Annotated in this window: 17 protein-coding genes; 6 read left to right on the forward strand and 11 right to left on the reverse strand. The window is 63.0% G+C overall.

What is annotated here, in order from left to right; translation table 11 throughout:
- Positions 1-80: 80 nt before the first annotated feature.
- The 4 genes from BUS12_RS20725 to BUS12_RS20740 all read right to left on the reverse strand — a co-directional run bounded on the left by BUS12_RS20725 (position 81) and on the right by BUS12_RS20740 (position 4,266).
- Positions 81-551, reverse strand: coding sequence for a hypothetical protein (locus tag BUS12_RS20725; protein ID WP_074298851.1), 471 nt, complete (start codon positions 549-551; stop codon positions 81-83).
- A 764-nt stretch (positions 552-1,315) separates the two neighbouring features.
- Positions 1,316-2,359 (reverse strand): GDP-mannose 4,6-dehydratase, encoded by a 1,044-nt coding sequence (gene gmd / locus BUS12_RS20730; RefSeq protein WP_074298853.1) that lies wholly within the window; start codon positions 2,357-2,359, stop codon positions 1,316-1,318.
- A gap of 57 nt (positions 2,360-2,416) precedes the next feature.
- Positions 2,417-3,169 carry an SGNH/GDSL hydrolase family protein gene (locus BUS12_RS20735; RefSeq protein WP_429305067.1) on the reverse strand — a complete coding sequence of 251 codons (753 nt, stop codon included), beginning with the start codon at positions 3,167-3,169 and terminating at the stop codon, positions 2,417-2,419.
- An 8-nt stretch (positions 3,170-3,177) separates the two neighbouring features.
- Positions 3,178-4,266, reverse strand: coding sequence for an acyltransferase family protein (locus BUS12_RS20740; protein ID WP_074298858.1), 1,089 nt, complete (start codon positions 4,264-4,266; stop codon positions 3,178-3,180).
- Between the two features lie 543 nt (positions 4,267-4,809).
- On the opposite strand from BUS12_RS20740, the gene BUS12_RS20745 reads away from it, so the two are divergent.
- From BUS12_RS20745 to BUS12_RS20755, 3 genes are all read left to right on the forward strand, one after another.
- Positions 4,810-7,005, forward strand: a complete 2,196-nt coding sequence (locus BUS12_RS20745; RefSeq protein ID WP_143788415.1) for an NHL repeat-containing protein — start codon at positions 4,810-4,812, stop codon at positions 7,003-7,005.
- A 192-nt stretch (positions 7,006-7,197) separates the two neighbouring features.
- Positions 7,198-8,664, forward strand: coding sequence for an oligosaccharide flippase family protein (locus tag BUS12_RS20750; RefSeq protein WP_074298861.1), 1,467 nt, complete (start codon positions 7,198-7,200; stop codon positions 8,662-8,664).
- Entirely contained in the window at positions 8,661-11,129 is a 2,469-nt protein-coding gene (locus BUS12_RS20755) for a glycosyltransferase family 4 protein (protein WP_074298864.1), read from the forward strand. The genes BUS12_RS20750 and BUS12_RS20755 overlap by 4 nt, the downstream gene beginning before the upstream one ends.
- Before the next feature lie 89 nt (positions 11,130-11,218).
- Here the strand turns inward: BUS12_RS20755 and BUS12_RS20760 are convergent, their stop codons facing one another.
- A complete protein-coding gene (locus BUS12_RS20760; protein ID WP_074298866.1) occupies positions 11,219-12,421 on the reverse strand; it encodes an acyltransferase family protein in 1,203 nt (400 codons plus the stop codon).
- A gap of 247 nt (positions 12,422-12,668) precedes the next feature.
- On the opposite strand from BUS12_RS20760, the gene BUS12_RS38860 reads away from it, so the two are divergent.
- Together BUS12_RS38860 and galU are read left to right on the forward strand one after the other, a co-directional pair.
- On the forward strand, positions 12,669-12,824 hold the full coding sequence (locus BUS12_RS38860) for a hypothetical protein (protein ID WP_171991691.1): 156 nt from the start codon (positions 12,669-12,671) through the stop codon (positions 12,822-12,824).
- A 249-nt stretch (positions 12,825-13,073) separates the two neighbouring features.
- A complete protein-coding gene (gene galU / locus BUS12_RS20765; protein WP_074301606.1) occupies positions 13,074-13,967 on the forward strand; it encodes a UTP--glucose-1-phosphate uridylyltransferase GalU in 894 nt (297 codons plus the stop codon).
- Here galU and BUS12_RS20770 read toward each other — a convergent pair.
- The 4 genes from BUS12_RS20770 to BUS12_RS20785 form a co-directional block, all read right to left on the reverse strand.
- A complete protein-coding gene (locus tag BUS12_RS20770) occupies positions 13,948-14,604 on the reverse strand; it encodes a phosphoribosyltransferase (protein ID WP_074298868.1) in 657 nt (218 codons plus the stop codon). The two genes, galU and BUS12_RS20770, sit on opposite strands and share 20 nt — an antisense overlap.
- Positions 14,605-14,702: 98 nt before the next feature.
- Positions 14,703-16,943, reverse strand: coding sequence for a xanthine dehydrogenase family protein molybdopterin-binding subunit (locus BUS12_RS20775; protein ID WP_074298870.1), 2,241 nt, complete (start codon positions 16,941-16,943; stop codon positions 14,703-14,705).
- A 26-nt stretch (positions 16,944-16,969) separates the two neighbouring features.
- Positions 16,970-17,977, reverse strand: a complete 1,008-nt coding sequence (locus BUS12_RS20780) for an FAD binding domain-containing protein (RefSeq protein ID WP_074298872.1) — start codon at positions 17,975-17,977, stop codon at positions 16,970-16,972.
- 13 nt (positions 17,978-17,990) lie between these two features.
- Positions 17,991-18,659, reverse strand: a complete 669-nt coding sequence (locus BUS12_RS20785) for a (2Fe-2S)-binding protein (protein ID WP_074298874.1) — start codon at positions 18,657-18,659, stop codon at positions 17,991-17,993.
- On the opposite strand from BUS12_RS20785, the gene BUS12_RS39670 reads away from it, so the two are divergent.
- On the forward strand, positions 18,658-18,786 hold the full coding sequence (locus tag BUS12_RS39670; protein ID WP_290439576.1) for a hypothetical protein: 129 nt from the start codon (positions 18,658-18,660) through the stop codon (positions 18,784-18,786). The genes BUS12_RS20785 and BUS12_RS39670 overlap by 2 nt on opposite strands.
- A 53-nt stretch (positions 18,787-18,839) precedes the next feature.
- Here BUS12_RS39670 and BUS12_RS20790 read toward each other — a convergent pair whose 3' ends face one another.
- Together BUS12_RS20790 and BUS12_RS20795 are read right to left on the reverse strand one after the other, a co-directional pair.
- Entirely contained in the window at positions 18,840-19,784 is a 945-nt protein-coding gene (locus BUS12_RS20790) for a cupin domain-containing protein (RefSeq protein ID WP_074298876.1), read from the reverse strand.
- A gap of 156 nt (positions 19,785-19,940) precedes the next feature.
- Positions 19,941-20,888, reverse strand: coding sequence for a LysR family transcriptional regulator (locus BUS12_RS20795; RefSeq protein WP_074298879.1), 948 nt, complete (start codon positions 20,886-20,888; stop codon positions 19,941-19,943).
- Positions 20,889-20,917 lie beyond the last annotated feature (29 nt).

Below are 20,917 nucleotides of genomic sequence, written 5' to 3' on the forward strand. Positions count from 1 at the left end.
GTCGCAGCTGACGCGATCGTCTGCAAGCATGGTTGACCTGCTTGCGAGACTTCGTTCCAGTGAGTCGCGGCTATTTGCCGTCAATGCTGCACGGCTATGGCATGTGCATCGGTTGTTGCCGTCTTAACCCGCTTCGATGATGTCGCGGTATCTCTTGCGGCTTTACGTGTACCGCGAGACGTACGCGAATCAGTATTCGCTTTGCCTGTCGGCGAGAGAAGGCGCGCCGCCGATTTCGCGCTGATTGTTGCGTCCGGAATTCCGCACGCATCGTGAGAGATGATGCGGAACATTTCGCGCGAACCTTCTGCCTGCATCAGATACGTCTCAGCGGTATCGGTCAGCAGGCACAGCATTGTTTGCTGGTTTTTCCGCTCGTCGGAGGTGATGGCCGGTTGCCTCTGCATGGTTGCTGACAGCGCGACAATCCGCTGAAGGTTCCGTATTTGTTCCTCGCAGAATTCAAGGGCGGATCGGGCGACACGCTCATGATGGACTGCGCTGACGGGTTTGCGGGGGATGAGGTGTTTGTTTTCGGCCGATTGGGTCATGGTGCGATTTCCGGTGTGTTCCTGAATCGCCCGACACTCGCTAATAGACGGGGTGAGCGGGCACGTAGCGAGTTTGAGAGACCGGGCGTAAGACCATAACCGGCGAGCCTTGCGACTCCCTCACCACGGCCCGCCCATTGAACTGGCGTGCATGGCTCGGCACTACCCACGTTCGCAGATAGTGCGGTCTTACGCGACGGGCTCTCACACCCGCGCCGTTTTGTCTAACGGCAGGAACAATCTAAACCACTTTCATTTTGGGACGATCAACCAAACCAGCTAATTCGGAAGTTTATACAGATTAGTGACACTTTCGCTGCGAGTACCGAGCGGCCATGAGCTGTTCTGGGGAGCGCGCAGACAATCCGCGGCGGTCAGCTCGTGCTATGCGGCTACCGCGATACAACGACATCTTGCAGCGCGGTTCCGGCTATGACTTGAGCGTGAGCGTAGACCTGCCAGGCAGACCCATCCGCGACGCACTCCGTGCGGAGTGGGGTGGATGAGTGCTGTGTCACGAACGGGGGGAAATGCGAGGGCAGGTCTCGTCTCGGACCACTAAGGATACCGAACAGAGAGGGCTCACTACGGGCTAGCGGTGGCAAGCCCGCTTTCTTTGCCTACTTTCTTTGCGGCGGCAAAGAAAGTAGGTGCCGCCCCGCACAGGGGCAACGCAAATAGACCACTAAGACAGCAAGGAGAGGCCAACACCGCAAGAACTGCGACCAAGAACCACCACGCCGCCTCCCCCAAAAAAAACCAAATCAAAACGTCTCATGCTCCTGATTCCGCGAAAGATCCGCGGCGACCATCATCTTGCAGAGCTGTTCGAGGCGGGTTTCCGGCACCCACCCAAGCTTCTCCTTAGCCTTATCGGCGCAGCCAATGAGAAGATCCACTTCAGCGGGCCGATAAAACTTAGGATTCACACGAACGAGCGTCTTCCCGGTAGCAACATCAATCCCAATCTCCCGCTGCTCCTTCCCGGACCATTCAAGCTGAAACCCAGCACCGGCAAACGCCATCCGCACAAAATCCCTAACAGTCTCAGTACGATTGGTAGCGAGCACAAACGTATCCGGTTCATCGACCTGCAGCATGCGCCACATCCCTTCAACATATTCGAGCGCAAACCCCCAATCCCTCTTGGCATCCAGATTCCCGAGCTCAAGCGCATCCTGCTTCCCAAGCTTGATCTTGGCGACCGTATCGGTAATCTTCCGCGTAACAAACTCACGCCCCCGCAACGGCGACTCATGATTGAACAGAATCCCGCTGCTGGCAAAGATCCCATACGACTCGCGATAGTTAATCGTAGTCCAATGAGCAAACAGCTTGGCCACACCATAAGGACTACGAGGATAAAACGGCGTATCCTCCCGCTGCGGCACCGCTTGCACCTTCCCGAACATCTCAGACGTCGAAGCCTGGTAATACCGCGTCTTGGGACTCAAAATCCGAATCCCCTCAAGCAGATTCAACGCACCAATCCCAGTCACCTCAGCCGTCGTCACCGGCTGATCAAACGACACGCCCACAAAACTCTGCGCCGCAAGGTTATAAAGCTCATCGGCCTGCGCGCCGTCGAGCAAACGCAGCGTCGAGCCGAAATCGGTCAGGTCATGTTCGACGAGGCGCAGACTCGGATGCCCGGCAATCCCGAGCTCGTTCATGCGCCAGAAATTGACGGAGCTGGTGCGCCGATACGTGCCGGTCACCTGATAGCCCTTGTCGAGCAGCAGTTTCGCCAGATACGCGCCGTCCTGGCCGGACACGCCGGTGATGATCGCTTTGCGTTGGTTGCTCATAGGTCGCCTTGGGTAACGGTAAAGAAAAAAGTCAGGAGGTAAGGGGAGAGCGCGTTGCTACGACGAACCCGCCAGCAGCCGCCGCACCAGCGGATCGACCACACGCAGGTCCTGGCCGGCTTTCAGGCGGTACAGCTCGGGTCTCGGATGCGCGCCGTCGGACATCATGGCTTGCCAGTCCGGCAGGCCGCTAATGTAGGCATACTGATCGACGAGTGGCACATGCTGTTCGGCGGCCACCCGGCGCGTCATCGCCACCATCGCTGCGAGCCGGGCATTGAGACGGCCGTCGGGCATCGGGTTCGAGGTCTGCAACACCGGTTCCTTGCCGAGCGCGAGCGCGGCCTTCACCAATGCCGTTTCCGCTTCGTAGAACTGCTCCGGCGTCTGGTTGTGCATCACTTCGTTGATGCCGTAGTTAATCGTCACGATCTGTGCGTCAGAGGCCGCGAGCCGCTGTGTCCACGGCACGCTGCGGCCGCGATCGGTACCGTCGCGCAACTGGTAGGCCATGGTGCCGCCAACGCCGAAATTGATCACGCTGACGCGCTCGCCATACGTCGTGCGCAAGGCGTCTTGCAGATACGTCACCGCGTTTTGCGGACGCGGGCTGCAATGACCCTCGCTGCAGGAAATGCCGAGCGTGGTCGAGTCGCCATAGGCTTCGATCACCACCTGCGCGGTCGGTCCGGCACGCAGCGCCTGGCCGCCGGGCGCCGCCGGCGCATCCGCATTCGCACGGCCGCAGACCGTAGCGATCAGCAGGACGCCGGCCGCGCCGCGCAACCCGCGGGTCAATGGCGTAAGCACGCGGAGTCTCATGCGCGCGGCTGCGGTGCTTGGGACGACGCACCGTTCAACGACGCCGTAGAGCGTCCCGAACGCGCTGCCGGCCCATGAATCAGGCGCCGCTCGAACGCAAACCACGTGAGGCTCGCATACGCAAGCGTGATGGTCAGCGCAAGGGCGGCCGTCACAAAGCGGTTCATATGCAGCGGCCACAACGCGTAGAGGACGCTCAGGTGAATCAGATAAATCGTGTAGCTGATCGTGCCGATATAAACCAGCACCGGATTGCACAACAGCCGCTTGACGATGCCCTGGCTCTGCAAGGCGATGACCACGAGCGATGTGCACAGCACCAACGAAACGCTATACAGCGCCGCATTCGAGAGCGGCGTGTTTTCGGCGCGAAAGCGCGGATAGTGAAGATGCAGCCACGCCAGCACGGCCAGCGCCGCGACGCAGCCCGCGAGCGCGAGCGGCCGGAACGGTTGCAACGCATTGGGATTGCGCCGCACGGCCACGGCAAGCAATGCACCGGCCGACAGCAGATCCATACGGAACGGCGTCAGGTAGTAGATGGGCCAGAACGAATCGAACCACGGCGTCGCGACGGCGCGCAGCACGGGCACGGCGAGAATCAGCGCGGCGGCGACCCACGCAAGCACGCGTTCGGGCAGCAGCAGGATCACGAACGGCCAGACAATGTAGAACTGCTCCTCGACGGCCAGCGACCACAGCACGTTCAGGCTGTCATGGCCGCTCTGGCCGAGCGCATCGCCGATGTTGGTGGCGAAGAACGCATACCACTCCCAATGCTTCGCCCAGCCGAAGCCGAACAGCACCGACGACACGGCCATCAGCAGCAGATACGGCGGCAGGATGCGGCGCGCCCGGCGGGCATAGAAATAGCCGAAATACGATTGTTGACGCGCCTTGCGCTCCAGCAGGATGCCGGTGATCAGAAAACCGCTCAGGACGAAGAACAGATCGACGCCCATCCACAGCGGCGCCTTCAGCGCGTGCTGCGCAAACACCGCCAGCACGGCAATCGCGCGCAAGCCGTCGAGCTGCACGATGCGGCGTGAGTGAGAAGGCGGGGCAGGCAAGGCACTGGCTGTCATGAACCGTCCATGGTGGGCATCGGGTGGGCCGGCAAGCGAACGCGCTGCGGCATGGGCATTCCGTCGTGCATCGACGCCAGCTCCTCATGGCGGGCCCAACGGAAGTGGAATTCATTCTAGGGAAAAGAAATTGATGAAAAAACGGGAATGAAATGAAGAAATAGATTGCGGCGTGAACGCGGCGGGAAAATTAATTGCTGAAGTCATCGCGGCGACATATTCGTGGCGCGCCACACGTGCTGTAGCCGGTCATAAGAGATATCAACGGCAGGCTGCCTCCGGACCGTTGCAGCGGCGCGACTCCAAGGCGATATTTTTTAAATCGAATATTTATTCCCGCATTAATGAATGAATATTTTTGAATTATTTTCGAATTTCGTCACGGTGGATTTCCCGCGTAATGTGAACCGGTAACAGGCGCCGGATGCGTGCGCCGCCGTTGCGCTTTACGCGCCCCATGTGCCGTCCCGGCCATCATTTCATTGGACAACGCCCGCTCGTGCGCGCCGCTCGCCGCCGCACGGCCTTGACTGGAGGAACACCTTGGTCCGTCTCATCTTCGCGAAACTGCTCGCTGCGCTGCTATGCCTTACAGCGCTCGCTGCCTCGGCCGAAACGGTGCTGAACGCGAAGACCTCATGGATCGGTAACACTTTCGGTTTCGGCGACGGCACATGGACGCAGATCAATATCACCGCGATCGCCGTCGCCCCTGACGGCAAGGTCTACACCAACGCACCATGGGACGAAAGCGGCGCCGAAGCCAGCACGTATCAGAACGGCAAGATGCTCGGCTTTGCAGGCGGCACGCACGGCTGGGGCACAGGCGGCGGCAATGCGATCGCGATCAATCGCCGCTATGTGTTCATGGCCGTATCGGTTGGCAATGAGAAGGGCCATCTGGTCGGGCAGGGCATCTGGCCGCAAAAGGGCAAGCAGTGGTTCGGCATTTCGCGGCGCAAGATCGAAGATCCGAAACTCAGCGCGCTGTTTCAGCCCGCCTCGAGCGCGGCCAATGGGGCGGTCGACCCGCACGCGCAACTGGCCGCCGGCTTTCTGATGACGAACGAAGTGGCCGCCGGCGCCCGCGCCGACATCGACGGGCTGGCCGCTAATGACACCACGCTATACGCGTCCAACACCACGCAAAACCGCATTGAGGTCTACGACGCCGAATCGATGCAGAAAAAAACGGCGTGGAGCGTGCACGAGCCTGGACGTATCGCGCTGGCGCCCGACGGCTCGCTGTGGGTATTGACGGGCACGCTCACCGACAGCACGCCGCGTGTCGCGCATTACTCCGCGAGCGGCCAGTTGCTCGCCGACACGCTGCCGCTGCCGCCGGACGCGGTGCCGGTCGACATCGCGCTCGACGCCCACGGCCGCGTGCTGATCGCCGACAACGGTCCGCGTCAACAAGTGCTGTTCTTCAGCAAGAGCGGCGATCGCTACGTGGCTTCGGGCACGCTCGGCGAGCGCGGCGGCATCTTTTCGGGCGTCGCGGGCCGGCCGGGGCCGCAGCGCTTCAACGGACTAACCGGCGTCGGCGTCGACGCGCACGGCAACGTCTACGTCGCCACCAACGGCATCGGTCCGCGCTACGCGCCGCTCGGCGCGGGGCTCGGCGGCACGCTCGAAAGCTACGCGCCCGATGGCAAGCAGCTCTGGCAGGTGCAAGGGCTGCTGTTCGTCGACGGTGCGTGGATCGATCCGGCGCGCCCAGACAGCGTCTACACCGGCAACAAGCGCTTCCAGCTCGATCTCACGAAGCCGCCGGGGCAGGACTGGAAATACGTAGGGTTCCTGTCGAATCGCTTCAGGTATCCGGACGACCCCGTGTTTCACACCGACCAGTGGCCGGGGCTGCCCATTGCCCGTCAGTTGAAGGGGCACACCTTCCTCTACCTGACGGACATGTACGCGGACCATCTGAAGATCTACCGCTTCGATAGCGCGCACGACGGCGAAACCGCGATCCCATCGGGCTTCATTGCGGGCCGCGAACGGCCGGTTGCCAACGTGCCGAACGCGCCTCCCGGCGGCGACTGGATGTGGCGCGACATGAACGGCGACGGCAAATTCGCCAGCGACGACTTCACGCCCAACACCAGCGGCACACGGCTCGCGGGCGGTTGGGGCTGGTGGGTCGACACCCACGGCGACATCTGGCGTACGAGCGATATCAAGGGCATCCATCGGCTGCATTTCGGCGGTCTCGATGCGAAGGGCAATCCGGTCTACTCGTACTCGGACATGACCACGTATCCCGTGCCGCAGCCCTTCACGGAACTACGCCGCGCGATCTACGTGCCCGAGACCGACTCGCTCTACGTGACCGGTTACACGGCCGATGCCGCGGTCCAGGCCGGCTTCTGGAAAGAAGTCGGAAGGGTGCTGGTGCGCTACGACAACTGGTCAAGCGGCAAGCCCGTGCAGCGTTACGTCATCAACCTGCCGTGGGACACCCAGGCCAAACCGATCGAAACGATCATCGGCCTGACCGTCGAAGGGCAATACGTGTTCGCCGTCGAGCCGGTTGGCACGATTCACGTCCTCGACAAGGACAGCGGCAAGGAAGTCGGCGTGATCCGGCCGGGGCCGGAGGTGGGCAAGGCATCGGGCTGGGTCGACGTGCCGAACGGCGTGAGCGCCTACCGGCGCAGCGATGGCGAATACCTGGTGTTCGTGGAGGAAGACGCGCGCGGCAAGGTCATGATGTACCGCTGGAAACCGGCCTGAGAGCGGACCGGAAACCCGGGCGGAAACGCGACCTGAGATGCCACCGCATCCATCGTGCTGCGAATTATTTTTCTGTCGATTTATGGCAGGTGGCGCGCATTTTTTACGTGCTTTACTCGTAGCAGGCTCCTCGGTGTGGCGCGGTGCGTTGCCATGCGCGCCAAGCCGACCCTCTGAATCAAAAGGCATCCGATGGACAAAGGCATTCTCAAGAACGTAGCGATCAATTTCTTCGGTCTCGTGCTGCCGACCTTCGTTTCGCTCGTCACGGTGCCGTCGTATATCCGGCTACTGGGCGTCGAGCGTTACGGCGTGATTGCTCTCGTGTGGACCCTGATCGGCTACTTCTCGATTCTCGATCTGGGCATGAGCATGGCCGCGCAGAACCACATCTCGAAGGCGCTGGCCTCGAACGACGCGGATGAAAGCGCCCGCGTGTTCTGGAGCGCGACCTGGCTTAACCTGGTGACGGGCATCATCGGCGGCCTGATTATTTATTTTGGCGCATTTCTTTACACCGCCTATTTCACCAAAGTGTCACCGGAGCTGCAGCACGAGGTCTATATGGCGCTGCCGTGGCTCGCCATTGCGATTCCGATTGCCAACGTCTCGTGGGTGTTCGCCGGCGCGATCAACGGGGCGGAGCGCTTCGGCGTCTACAACACCAATCAGACCATCGGCACCTTCATCTTCCAGTTGCTGCCGTTGGGCGCCGCGTGGCTGCTGGGGCCGAGCCTGCAGAACGTGCTCGCGGCGGCCGTGGTGGCGCGCCTGCTGGCTGCGGCGCTGCTGGGACGCTCGGCGCTCAAGGTGCTTAACCTGCGCCGCATGCTGCCGCCGCAACTCGGTGTGGCCAAGGGACTGTTCAACTTCGGCGGCTGGATGCTGATTGCCAGCATCACGACCATGGTGGCCGACTCGCTCGACAAGGTCTTTCTCGGCACCGGCCTCGGCGCGCGTTTCGTGACCTTCTATACCGTGCCGCAGAATCTCGTGACGCGCTTGAACATTGTGCCCACGGCGCTCGTGCGTACCTTGTTTCCGCGCTTGTCCGCGGTCGGCCGCGATCATGCGGATCTGATCACGCAGCAGTCGCTCGAATTTCTCAACGGCGCCTTCACGCCGGTCGCCCTGGTGGCGATGTTCGTGCTGGGGCCGTTCCTGCATCTGTGGGTCGGCAACGAGATCGCCACGATCGCCGCGCCGGTGGGCCGCATCCTGATCGTATCGGTGTGGCTGGTCGGGCAGGCCAACGTCAGCCGCATCATGATCCAGTCGCAGGTCAATCCAGCGGTCGCGGCGCGGGTGGGCGTATTCGAATTGCCGCTCTTCGCCGCTGCGCTGTGGTTCGGCATTCACTACTACGGGCTGACCGGGGCGGCGGTGGCCGTGGCCGGCCGCGCCTTGTTCGACTATGGCGTGCTGCTGTGGCTGTCGTCGATTCGCGCCCGGCCGATTGCGCTCGACATGCTCGCGCATCTCGCCTTTCTGCTGCTCAGCCTGTGGCTGGCCAGCTTCCTGCCCAGTCTGTCATTGGCCATTGCAGCCGGCGCGGTGGTCGTGGCCGCCAATGTTGCATGGTCGATCACGATGACCCCCGCTTTGCGCGATCTTGCGCGTTCGCTGCTGTTGCGACTGAATCCGAGGAAGAGCGCATGAACCAGGATGTCCTTGATGAAGCCGTGTTGCGGCCCAGCCAGCGCAGCGCGCTGGCCGAACTCACCACACCGCCCGCACCCCAGGCGCCGCCGCGGCGCGCGCCGCGCGTGGACAAGAACGTGCGCGTGGCGATCGTGCACGACTGGCTCGTCACCTATGCGGGCGCCGAGCGCGTGCTTGAACAGATCGTGGCCTGCTTTCCGGATGCGGACCTGTTCAGCGTGGTGGATTTTCTCGACGACCGTAGTTTCCTGCGCGGCAAGCCGGTGACGACGTCGTTCATCCAGAAGCTGCCGAAGGCCCGCACCAAGTACCGCGCCTATTTGCCCTTGATGCCCATTGCGATCGAGCAGCTCGACGTCTCGGCCTACGACGTGGTGATCTCGAGCAGCCACGCGGTCGCCAAGGGCGTGCTGACCGGTCCCGACCAGGTGCATATCAGCTACGTGCATTCGCCGATCCGTTACGCGTGGGACCTGCAGCATCAGTATCTGCAGCAGTCCAAACTGACCAATGGGCCGAAATCCGCGCTGGCGCGGCTGATTCTTCATTACATCCGCAACTGGGATATCCGCACGTCGAATTCGGTGGACACCTTCGTCGCCAACTCGCAATTCATCGCGCGGCGCATCAGGAAGGTGTATCAGCGTGACGCGCACGTGATCTTTCCGCCGGTGGACGTCGATGCCTTCGTACTCCACGAGCAGAAGGAAGATTTTTATCTGACCGCATCGCGGATGGTGCCGTACAAGAAGATCGACCTGATCGTCGAAGCGTTCGCGCGCATGCCGCAGCGACGGCTCGTCGTGATCGGCGACGGCCCCGACATGCAGAAGATTCGCGCCAAGGCGGCGCCCAATGTCGAGATCATGGGCTATCAGCCGTTCAAGGTGCTGCAGGACAAGATGCAGCGGGCCAAGGCGTTCGTGTTTGCCGCCGAGGAGGACTTCGGCATTTCGGTGGTCGAGGCCCAGGCGTGCGGCACGCCAGTGATCGCCTACGGCAAGGGCGGCGCGCTTGAAACGGTGCGCGATCTGTCCAGCTCACGGCCTACCGGGATGTTCTTCGAAGAACAGCGCGCCGAATCGATCATCGCGGCCGTCGAGGAATTCGACACCCATGCGAGCCGCTTTGTCGCCGCCGATTGCCGCGCCAACGCGGAGCGTTTTTCGGCTGCGCATTTCCGCGAGCGTTTCTTTGCGCACGTGCGCTCGGCCGTGCCGGCCTTGCAGGGCGCCTCGCTGCCGGTCTATGAACCGTATGTGGCGACACCCGCCGTCAGCGGCGCCGCTCAGGCGCCACGCGTGCTGGCGATCGATCAGAGCGGCGTGCTGGGCGGCGCCGAGCTGTCGCTACTCGAGATCGTGAAGGCGCTGCGGGCCCGCATCGAAGTCGTGCTGTTCGACGATGGACCGTTTCGCACGGCGCTCGATACGGCCGGCGTGAACGTGAGCGTCCTCGATTCCGGCGCGCTGCGCGAAGTCCGCAAACAGGGCGGCACGCCGCCGCTCGGCCAGGCGCTCAAGGGCGTCGCCGCGCTGGTGCGCGCCACGGTCGCCCGCGCACGCCATGCCGACGTGATCTACGCGAACACGCAGCGCGCCATGGTGATCGGCGCACTCGCGGGACGGCTGGCGCGGCGCCCGGTGGTGTGGCATCTGCGCGATATCGTGAGCGCCGAGCACTTCGGCCGCAAGCAACTGCGGATCATCAAGTGGTGCGCCAAACTCGGTCTTGCACACGTGATCGCCAATTCGGCTGCATCGGCGCGCGCGTTTGCCGATCTGACCGGTTTCGACGAAAAACAGATCGACGTCGTTTTTAACGGCATCGCAGCGGCCCCGTTCGACGCCTTGCGCAACGTGCCGGTCGCGACGCTGCGTGCGCGTCTGAAGCTGCCGCAGGACGCGTATCTGGTCGGCTCGTTCAGCCGGCTCGCGCGCTGGAAGGGGCAGCACGTGCTGCTCGAGGCGATGGTCCTCAATCCGCATATGCATGCCGTGCTGGTGGGGGCGCCGCTGTTCGGCGAAGACCCTTACGAAGTGGAATTGCGGGCGTTTGTCGCGAACCATGGCCTGGGTGACCGGGTGCATTTTCTCGGCTTCCAGCACGATATTGCCGCCTGCATGTGTGCGGTCGACGCGGTCGCGCATACGTCCATTACACCGGAGCCGTTCGGCCGCGTGATCGTCGAAGGGATGCTGGCGCAGCGGCCCGTGGTGGCGGCGCGGGCCGGCGGCGTGCTGGAAATCGTCGAGGACGGCGTGAACGGCGTGCTGTGCGAGCCGGGTGACGCGCATGGTCTGGCCGATGTGCTGGCCGAGTTGCGCAGCAATACGGCGCTGCGCGAGCGGCTCGTCAGAAACGGGTATCAGACGGCGATAGCGCGGTTCGGGACCGCCGCCTATGTGGCGGGTGTCGAGCGCATTCTGAAGGGCGTGGTGGGGGGCAAGAAGGCGCGGTAGGCGGCGCGAACCGCCGTCACCGCCACGCGAAAACGACCCGCTGTGCCGCTACGTGCGTGAACCGACGCACGCGGCGGCAGCCACGAATCTCACGCCCGCGCCGCAGCCACCCTGGCCTTGCTTTTAGGCTTAAGACTCGCGGACCACTTCATCGCCGGCAATTCAACCAGCCGATAGAACACATAAGCAACCGGCACCGCCACCAGCATAAAGCCAAACGACGGCCAGATCGACAGTTGCAGCGCCGAGCGATACAGCAGCGACGACAGCAGCACGAAGATCGGCAGATGGATCAGATAGAGCGAGAAACTGAAGTCGCCGAAGCGCGACAGCACGCGCGCCAGCGGTGTCTCGACCGAGCGCCGGTCGAGCGCCCGATATAGATAGAAAGCAAACCCCAGCGCCCACAACTGGAACGCGCCGTACTGGCCGAACCGGAACGCCACACAACCGAGCGCCACCAGCACCGCCGCGACCGCATACAGCCCGTTCGACGCACGCCGCGCGTCCTTGTCGGCGGCCTTCCGCGCCTTCACATCGGCGATCCACGCGCCGAGCGTCCACGCAAACCAGTACGACGTAAAGAACTGCAGATCGTGACGCTCCAGCACGTAGGCCGACACGATATTGACGAGCGCCACAAGCGCGAGCAGCGGCGTCATCCCCAGCCGGCGGCGCAGCGCGAACAGCAACGGGTAGATCGCATAGAACTGCACTTCGAGCGACAGCGTCCATAGCGCGCCGTTCGAGCCATACGTCTTGCCCGCCACGCCTTGCAGCGAGAACAGATTGACCAGAAACGCATGCAGGCCGATCTCACGCAGCTTGTGATTGACGGGCGGCAACTGGAAGCTGACCCAGTCGAGCGCGAACGTCAGCAGCAGCGCCGCGAGCAGGACCGGATAGATGCGTGCAAAGCGGCGTGCCCAGAAATTGACCGTGTTGAGCGTGTAGTTCGGGTTTTGGGCGAGACGAAGCGCCCCGCCGCGATGAATGCAATAGCCGCTGATCACGAAGAAGATCGGCACGCCCGCCGAGCCCCATGCGATCGGCATGGTCAGATAAGCCACGATCGAGCTGAAACTCAGCGCGTGGCCCACGGTGTGATGAAAACTCTCCATGCCGACCCAGGCGACCTGGCGGCAGTGAAAATAGGCGACCAGCAGCGCGGCAAAGCCGCGCATCGCATCGATGACGTGTTCCTTGCCGGCGCTGTCCACGCGCGCGTCGCGCTGCGGGCGAGCCGAAAAGGGCAGAGATGCGCCGGTGGCATCGAATGCTGAATCGCTCATGCGCGGTCCTTTTCCAGACGGGTGAGTGGGCTGACAGCGGGCGAACGCCAATACGTGCCCACCGCCGCAGGCACATCCTAGAACAGCGCCGGATCAAAAAAATCGATAAAAAATGGAATTTCAGCAGATGAAAAAATCAAACATGTTTCTATTTGTAATGAAATGCGAAATGAGTTTTCAGGGGAATTATTTGCCGATTTTTTCGTGATAATTTGAGAGCCTGATTTTTCAGACCAGAGGTGGAGTCATGAACCTGCATGTACTCGCCGGCATCGCCGTGCTCCTGATCCTTGTCGCCGCATCGGCTTACCGTGAGGCGCTCCGCAACGAACCCATCGGCCGCTTCCGGATGACACGAGGCAAGCTGCCGCCGATCGACGAAAACGAGGAAGGCGCCGCCTGAGTCTCCGGCGACGCCTCTGCCATGCGTTAGCCGGCCCGTAAAAGTTACGGCAACCGGCGCGCTTCGCTCGTAATTGTTTCCTATGTCGCCGTGTAATGTTAATCAACGACTTCATAGATTATTTTTCAGACGAATAACTTTAATTTTGTCGAAACGTGAATTAGATTTCGACGATACCTTCAACGAAATTCATTCGGCGCCACTCTGGCGAACCGCACACATTCATCAACCGATGTGGGAATGCATACCATGCTGAAAGTCACCAAAGCCGTGTTTCCGGTAGCAGGTCTCGGGACGCGGTTCCTGCCGGCCACCAAGGCAAGCCCCAAGGAAATGCTGCCCATCGTCGACAAGCCGCTGATCCAGTACGCCGTGGAAGAGGCGATTGCGGCCGGCATCACCGAGATGATCTTCGTCACCGGCCGCAGCAAGCGGGCCATTGAAGACCACTTCGACAAGTCGTACGAGATCGAGGCGGAACTCGAAGCGCGCGGCAAGGAACAACTGCTGGAACTGGTGCGCGGCATCAAGCCGGCCAATGTCGACTGTTTCTACGTGCGTCAGGCGACCGCGCTCGGCCTCGGCCATGCGGTGCTGTGCGCGGAGAAACTGGTGGGCGACAGCCCGTTCGCCGTGATTCTCGCGGACGACCTGCTGCACAGCACGCAGCCGGTGATGAAACAACTGGTGGACGTGTTCAACCACTATCACAGCTCGGTGATCGGCGTGGAAACCATCGCGCGCGAGGACAGCCGCTCCTATGGCGTGGTGGACGGCCGCGAGTGGGAAGAGGATGTGATCAAGCTGTCCGGCATCATCGAAAAACCGGCGCCGGACAAGGCGCCGTCGAATCTCGGCGTGGTGGGCCGCTATGTGCTGATGCCGACCATCTTCAAGCACATCCGTGCGCTGAAGCCAGGTGCCGGCGGCGAACTGCAGTTGACCGACGCGGTGCAGTCGCTGCTCTCGGAGGAACAGGTGCTGGCCTATCGCTACTTCGGCACGCGCTTCGATTGCGGCAGCAAGCTCGGCTATCTGAAGGCGACCGTCGAGTTCGCGCTGCGCCATCCGGAAGTGAAGGCCGAGTTCGAGGAGTATTTGCAGAGCTACCTGCCGCTGCATCTCACGGCTGCGGCGGCCTGAAAGAGGCAGCGAGGAGGGCACGGACGTCGTCGTCGGTGGTTTCGTCGAAATCCTGGTAGAACTGACCGACGCTGAAAAATACCCGTGGCGTCAGCGCGCAGACGAACTCGTCGGCGGCAGCGCCGAGGCGCTGTTCGCCATCCGCTGGCGCCACCGGGAGTGCGACGACGATCCGCGCCGGCGCGCGGCTGCGCAACGCGCGCAGCGCCGCGAGCAGGGTGGCGCCGGTCGCCATGCCGTCGTCCACCACGATGGCGATCCGTCCTTCCACCGATACCGCGGGCCGTTGCTCCCGGTAGAGCGTGTCGCGCCGCGCCAGTTCGCCCTGCGCGTCGGCGAGTGCGTGCTGGAATTGCGCCTCGGTGACGTCGGCCTCGTGCATGAGCCTTCGATCGACGTACAGCGCGCCGCCGGAGGCGATCGCACCCATCGCCAGTTCCGCCTGCCACGGCACGCCGAGCTTGCGCACCAGCAACACGTCGAGCGGCGAGTGCAGCGCCGCGGCCACTTCAAAACCGACCGGCACGCCACCGCGCGGCAGCGCGAGCACGATCACGTCGTCACGCTGCGCATAGCGGCGCAGATGCCGCGCGAGCGCACGGCCCGCTGCGGCACGGTTGAGGAAAATGCGTTCCATGATCGACCCCCTCACGGGTGACGTGGATAGTGTGCCACGCGCCACCCGTCATGTCCCGCTAGCAGAACGAGCGCGCCGCAAACGGCTCGCTCCGGGGACTACGCGGATACCTGGGAAGCCAGCAGGTCCTCGATACGAACCGGAAGATTGCGTACCCGCACCCCGGTTGCGTGATACACGGCGGCTGTAATGGCAGGCGCAATCCCGGCCGTGCCGATTTCCCCGACCCCACGCGCGCCGAGCGGATTCAACGCGAGATCCGGATAGTCGAGGAACGTCACGTCGATCTTCGGCGCATCGGCATGCGTGGTCATCACATAGTCGGCGAGGTTGCGGTTGATCGGCGCTCCGGTGCGCGTGTCGTAGTGCGTTTCTTCGAACAGCGCCATGCCGACGCCCATCACAACAGCCCCTTCGATCTGGTTGCGGGCCGTGCGCGCGTTGATGATCTGACCACCGTCGATCACACTCACCACGCGGCTGACTCGCAACCTGGCTGTTGCCGGCTGCCAGGTGACTTCGATGAAATGCGCGCAGTACGAGTGAATCGATACTTTCGCCGCGTCGGCATCGTCCTGGCTCGCGCCGGAGTGGCCTTTTCCTACGACCATATTGATCTTTGCGGGCGCGAGAATCCGCTCGAACGGTACGCCCGCGCCAGGCGAGGTGCCTTTCCGGTAGACCATGCCGCGCTCGAACGCGAGTTCGGTGACCGGCTGGCCGTTGAACGGCGAATTGTCCGCCTGGGCCGCGGCGACCAGAAGCTGCTGGATCGCCGCCTGCGCCGCCTGGGTCACCGCCGGAACCAGCGACGCGGTAACCATGGAGCCGCCGGACAGCGGTCCAGGCGGCAAACGGGTGTCGCCGATCACCACGGCGATCCGCTCGAGCGGGATGCCCGTCAGGTTAGCCGCCATCTGCGCCAGGATCGTATACGTTCCGGTGCCGATGTCCTGGGTCGCGGTCGACACGCGCGCGGTTGCATCGGCATGAAGTTCGACGATGATTTCCGTCGCGAGGCGCCGCGCGGCCCACGACCCCGCCGCTACGCCCCAGCCCACCACCAGGCCGTCGCGACGCATGGAGCCGACCGCCGGCGTGCGTTGCGGCCAGCCGAATTGTTCGGCGCCGAGTGTGAGGCACTCTTTAAGGTGCCGCGAAGAAAACGGCACGTTCAGGCCTTCGTCGATCGCGGGCTCGTTGATCAGGCGTAAGCGGACCGGATCCATGTTGAGCTGGATGGCGAGTTCGTCAACCGCCGACTCGATCGCGAACAGTCCGGGAACGGCGCCGGGCCCACGCATCGATGTACTGGGCGCGACATCCCGGCGTGCGTACGCCGCCGTCGCACGCAGGTTCGGCGAGCTGTACAGATAGCCGGTTGTCTCGCCACAGTTCTCCTTACGCGTTTCCTTGCGTGCGGTCTGGTAGACGTAGTCCTGCTGGAGCGAGGTGAAACGCCCGTCGGTCGTTGCCGACAGGCGCATGCGTTGCTGCGTGCTGGTGCGGTGGCCGACGTTGTGAAACATCATCTCGCGGGTCACCACCAGTTTGACGGGCCGCATCAGGTTGCGGGCCGCGGCGCCGGCGAGTAACGAGTGCGACCACGGAAACAGCTTGCCGCCGAATCCAGACCCCAGGTATTTCATGATCACACGCACCTGGTCTTGCGACACGCCGAGCATCTGCGCCATGACGAGGCGCTGGTTGACGATCGATTGCGAGGTTTCGTAGAAGGTGTAGTTCGTGCCGTCGAACGCGGCCACCGTCGCATGCAATTCGATCGGATTGTGCGTTTCGATGGGCGTCGTGTAGGTCTGGTCCAGCTTCTGCGCATCAGGCGCGGCCGCGAACGCGCTATCCGCGTCGCCGCGTTGCGTGTCGACGCTCGGGGTCTGCTCTGCCGACATCTCGCTGCGGACGTCGGGACGGCTCGATGCATACGCTACCTTTACCGCTCGCACCGCCGCGCTTGCCTGTTCGAAGGTATCGGCCACGACGACACCGATGTACTGGCCGTAGTAGTAAATGTTGTCGTCGTCGAACGGCGGGCGCTTTTCGTCGATCCGGGTGTCGACGGCAAAACCGACGCGATAGAACTTGCCGATGTTCTCGCGTGTGAAGACGGCCCGGACTCCCGGCATGCCTGCGGCCGCCGCTGTGTCCAGACGGGTGATGCGCCCCTTGGCGATCGTGGCGCAAACCGGCACCGCGTAAAGCATCCCCGGCAGGTTGAAATCCGAGGTGTAGGTTGCCGTGCCGCTGACTTTGAGCGGTCCGTCAATTCGAGTGAAGTCGCCGCCGATCATCGGCTGCGTTTTGTTGCTGGCTAATTGCATATTCTCTCCGCGTCACGACCGTTGCGTCAGGCAGTCTGTGTGGCTTGTGTGAGTGCGTGCTGGATGCAGCGCCGCGCGAGTTCAACCTTGAAGCCGTTTTGACTCTGGACCCGCGCCGACTGCAGCGCCGCTTCGGCTGCGGCCCGGAACGCGGCGGCGTCCGGGGTCCGTCCGAGCAACTGGGCCTCGGCCTCTTTCGAGCGCCACGGTTTGACGCCGACGCCGCCCAGTGCGATCCGGATGTGATCGATCCTGCCCGACGAGACCCTCATGACGACGGCAGCCGAGGCCAGCGCGAATTCATACGACGCGCGGTCGCGTAGCTTGAGATAGACACTGCGATTGCCGGGCACCGGCGCGGGAAGCGTCACATGGGTAATGAGCTCGCCGGGATTGAGCGTGGTTTCGCGGTCAGGCGTGCTTCCGGGCAGCAGGAAGAAATCGTCAATGGCGATGTCTCGCCGACCCTGCGCGCTTTCGACGTGGATCGTGGCTTCGAGTGCCGTCATCGCGACGCTCATGTCCGAAGGGTTGGTCGCAATGCAGTGCTCGCTGGTCCCCAGGATAGCCAGGTTGCGGTTATAGCCGTCGATCGCGGAACAGCCCGTGCCGGGCTCGCGCTTGTTGCACGGCATGACGGGGTCGCGAAAGTAGACACAGCGGGTACGCTGCAGGAGATTGCCGCCAGTGGTCGCCATGTTGCGCAACTGGGCCGATGCACCGGATAGCAACGCCTGCGACAGCACCGGATAGTGGCGCTTGATCAGCGGATGATTGGCGAGATCGGCATTGCGTACGGTGGCGCCTATTGTGACGCCGCCGTCGCTGCTGGTCTCGACCTGATCGAGCGGCAGGCGATGGATGTCGATCACCTGGGTGGGACGCTCGACGTCGAGCTTCATCAGATCGAGGAGTGTCGTCCCGCCCGCGAGGAAGCGGATCGACGCGCCGTCGGCTTCACCGTGAGCGGCGGTCTGCGCGAAGTCGATCGCTTGTCCGACGTTGGAGGCGCGCTTGAGCTGAAAGGGTTCCATGCGTAGGCTCCGCTTAGACTTTGCGACGAATTTGCTGGATCGCGGAGACGATGTTCGAATAGGCGCCACAGCGGCAGATATTCCCGCTCATGGCTTCCTTGACGTCGTCGTCGCTGTGACCGTAGGGCTCATGGAGGAGTGCGACGGCCGACATGATCTGGCCTGACGTGCAGTAGCCGCACTGGAAGCCGTCGTGTTCGACGAAGGCTGCCTGCATCGGATGCAGCGCGCCCGGCTTGCCGATCCCTTCAATGGTCGTGATCGCCTCACCCTCGTGGGTGGCGGCAAGGCTCAGGCAGGAGTTCACCCGCCTGCCGTCGACATGGACCGTACACGCGCCGCACTGGCCGTGATCGCAACCCTTCTTGGTGCCGGTCAGGTGCACATGCTCGCGCAGGCAGTCGAGGAGGGTGGTGCGTGGATCGATATCGAGGTCGTAGTTCGAGCCGTTGATATTCAACCGGATCTGCATGGTGGCACGATCGGCTGATGCGTTCGACGCAGCCGGCGCTTCCTGGGGCGCGACATCGGTATCCGCGAGTGCGACCGAATGAAGCTGCCCGGTGCCGATGGCGACGCCGGCAGCACCTACGCGGGTCAGGAACGAACGCCGCGTCGGACGTTCGGGTGACGACGCGGGATCTTCTTCGCTGGTGTCCGGTGTCTGGGACTCTTTGGTCATGAATCTGATTCTCCGCTGCGGCATGGATCAAGGGGAGGCGGATGCCGCTTTGGAGTTCGGCACCCGTTATGTCAATCATACAAAGGTGGAGTGGCGCGAAAATGGCCGCCGGCTGGCGGTTAGATGAAACATCGCGTTTATGGCCCACATGTGGGGCAGGTGCAGGCGATTGCTTCGACCTTAATGCGCGAAGCGGATGTCGAGCGTGCGCAGCCAGGTCTGCAAGCCGGCATCCTGAATCGGAATCACATAAGCGTTCTGGTTCGATTCGTTGAAATGCGCGTGCCAGTATCCGGGAGGGGTCACGAACGCCATGCCGGCTTCCCAATCCACGCGCGTCGGATGCGCGATATTGCCGTTCTCGTCCAGTTCGGTGCCGACCAGCGTATAGACGCCGGAGGCGCAGCCGGCGATGAAGTCGAGTGCGATCGACTGGTGGCGGTGCGGCTTTTGCATGGAGTGAGGCGGCACGATGCCGAACATGGCCCACAGCACATGCGTGACGGTGCGCGTTTGCGGGAAGTTGGCGTTGCCCATCAGCACGCTGATGCGGTTGCGGCGCCCCGCGTTGGCGTCGTCCGCGACCTTGCGCAATTCCGCCTGCGCCTCAGCCGCCGGATAGAGTGTCGGCGCAAAGCGCGCCCGCACGCCGGTCGTGCCCAGATAGGTGAGCAGCGGTGCGTCGTTGACGTAGTAGAGCGTGGCCGTTGCGTCGGCGGACAGCACCGCGTCGGCGCCGCCCGGCAGCGTGAAGAAGTCGCCCTGCGCGAACGGGAAGCGGCTCGTGCCCTGGGTCACGCTGCCGCTCCCGCTGACAACGTAGCAAACCTGCGAGGTCGCGTTCGGCGCGAGCGTCAATGCGTCGCCTGCGGCGATGCGCAGAAAATTGGCGCTCAGGCCAGGACCGGTCGCGGGGCCCGGGCAACCCAGTTCCGCGGAGAGATCGAGCGGTACGACGCGGGTGGGTCCCTCTGCGTACAGCGAAGGCGGGAAATTGCGGAACGGCACGCGCGAGATCAGCTTCGCGCCGATCGGATTGGCGGACGACGTGTACTCGAAGTATTGGGCGTCATGGGTAGCGGCGGGGGCGTCGTCAACCGCCGGGGAGGTCGTTCTGGTCAGCATGGTCTGCTCCTGAAAGTGAGGGACGCTTCGCGCAGGTTGCATCGTGAGATGTGGCATGCGTTCGAAAGCTGGTCTGACTATAGGTGCGGGTCACTGACAGCAGAAGTGCCGGGTATCGAAATCAGCTTTGCGCAAAAGGGAGTGCCGTGCCGGCTCTCATGCGTGCTTTGAGATGCCGTCGTCCCAGTACGGTGGCTCGCCGATCACCTCCGCAAAGAAGTCGACAAACGAGCGTACCTTCGACGACACAATCTTCTTCGGCGGATAGACCGCCCAGATGGCCGGTTCGGCCTTGCCGGTGCGCGCCTCCCATTCGGGGAGGGCGTGGAGCAGGCGTCCCTCGCGTAGCGCGGTGCCCGCGAGCCAGGTGGGCAGGAGCGCGATGCCGCATCCCGCCAGCGCGAGGTCGAGCACCGCCTCGGAGTCGTTGGCGCGCAAGCGGCCTTTCAATTCGACGGGTGTCTGTTCCAGGGCCGCTTTGGTCTTTCCTGCGCGGGTGAAAAGCCATTTGTCGCCGGGCAGCAGCGACAGGCGCAACGACTCATGAGCTTCGAGATCGGCCGGCACGGAGGGCATGCCGTTGCGGTCGAAATAATTCGGGCTGCCGCAGACGATCCGTCGATGCGGGGCAAGACGTTTAGCCATCAAGGAAGAATCGGACAAGACCCCGATCCGAATGGCCGCGTCAATCCCGGCATCGATCATGTTCACGGTCTCGTCGGTCAGCACGAGGTCGAGGTCGATGTCCGGGTATCGGGTCATGAAGGCGGGAAGGTGCGGCACCACGTGCCGGCGCCCGAAGGCGGATGGCAGGGTCACGCGCAGCAGGCCCTGCGGCGAGCTATTGAGCGACGAGGTGGCCTGGCGGGCGTCATCGAGTGCCTCGAGTGCCAGGATCGCGCGCTCGCGAAATACCCGGCCGCCCTCGGTCAGCACGAGACCGCGTGTCGAGCGATTGAAGAGGGCGATGCCCAGATCTTTTTCGAGGTCGCTCACATATCGCGAGATGGTTGAAGTCTTCACGGTCATCTCGCGTGCCGCTTTGCTGAAGCTCTGCAGTTCCGCCGCACGAACGAAAGCGTGTACCGCCGAAAAATAGTCCATTTTTTGCGTGAGTCGATCTGCCTGAGCCT

The sequence above is a fragment of the Paraburkholderia phenazinium genome (assembly GCF_900142845.1).
Classification (GTDB): domain Bacteria; phylum Pseudomonadota; class Gammaproteobacteria; order Burkholderiales; family Burkholderiaceae; genus Paraburkholderia; species Paraburkholderia phenazinium_A.

Excerpts from the sequence above, each read along its gene's own strand:
- BUS12_RS20725 (WP_074298851.1), bottom strand. The coding sequence starts at position 551 with ATGACCCAATCGGCCGAAAACAAACACCTCATCCCCCGCAAACCCGTC.
- gmd (WP_074298853.1), bottom strand. The coding sequence starts at position 2,359 with ATGAGCAACCAACGCAAAGCGATCATCACCGGCGTGTCCGGCCAGGAC.
- BUS12_RS20740 (WP_074298858.1), bottom strand. The coding sequence starts at position 4,266 with ATGACAGCCAGTGCCTTGCCTGCCCCGCCTTCTCACTCACGCCGCATC.
- BUS12_RS20750 (WP_074298861.1), top strand. The coding sequence starts at position 7,198 with ATGGACAAAGGCATTCTCAAGAACGTAGCGATCAATTTCTTCGGTCTC.
- BUS12_RS20755 (WP_074298864.1), top strand. The coding sequence starts at position 8,661 with ATGAACCAGGATGTCCTTGATGAAGCCGTGTTGCGGCCCAGCCAGCGC.
- BUS12_RS20760 (WP_074298866.1), bottom strand. The coding sequence starts at position 12,421 with ATGAGCGATTCAGCATTCGATGCCACCGGCGCATCTCTGCCCTTTTCG.
- BUS12_RS38860 (WP_171991691.1), top strand. The coding sequence starts at position 12,669 with ATGAACCTGCATGTACTCGCCGGCATCGCCGTGCTCCTGATCCTTGTC.
- galU (WP_074301606.1), top strand. The coding sequence starts at position 13,074 with ATGCTGAAAGTCACCAAAGCCGTGTTTCCGGTAGCAGGTCTCGGGACG.
- BUS12_RS20770 (WP_074298868.1), bottom strand. The coding sequence starts at position 14,604 with ATGGAACGCATTTTCCTCAACCGTGCCGCAGCGGGCCGTGCGCTCGCG.
- BUS12_RS20775 (WP_074298870.1), bottom strand. The coding sequence starts at position 16,943 with ATGCAATTAGCCAGCAACAAAACGCAGCCGATGATCGGCGGCGACTTC.
- BUS12_RS20780 (WP_074298872.1), bottom strand. The coding sequence starts at position 17,977 with ATGGAACCCTTTCAGCTCAAGCGCGCCTCCAACGTCGGACAAGCGATC.
- BUS12_RS39670 (WP_290439576.1), top strand. The coding sequence starts at position 18,658 with ATGAATCTGATTCTCCGCTGCGGCATGGATCAAGGGGAGGCGGATGCC.
- BUS12_RS20785 (WP_074298874.1), bottom strand. The coding sequence starts at position 18,659 with ATGACCAAAGAGTCCCAGACACCGGACACCAGCGAAGAAGATCCCGCG.
- BUS12_RS20790 (WP_074298876.1), bottom strand. The coding sequence starts at position 19,784 with ATGCTGACCAGAACGACCTCCCCGGCGGTTGACGACGCCCCCGCCGCT.
- BUS12_RS20795 (WP_074298879.1), bottom strand. The coding sequence starts at position 20,888 with ATGGACTATTTTTCGGCGGTACACGCTTTCGTTCGTGCGGCGGAACTG.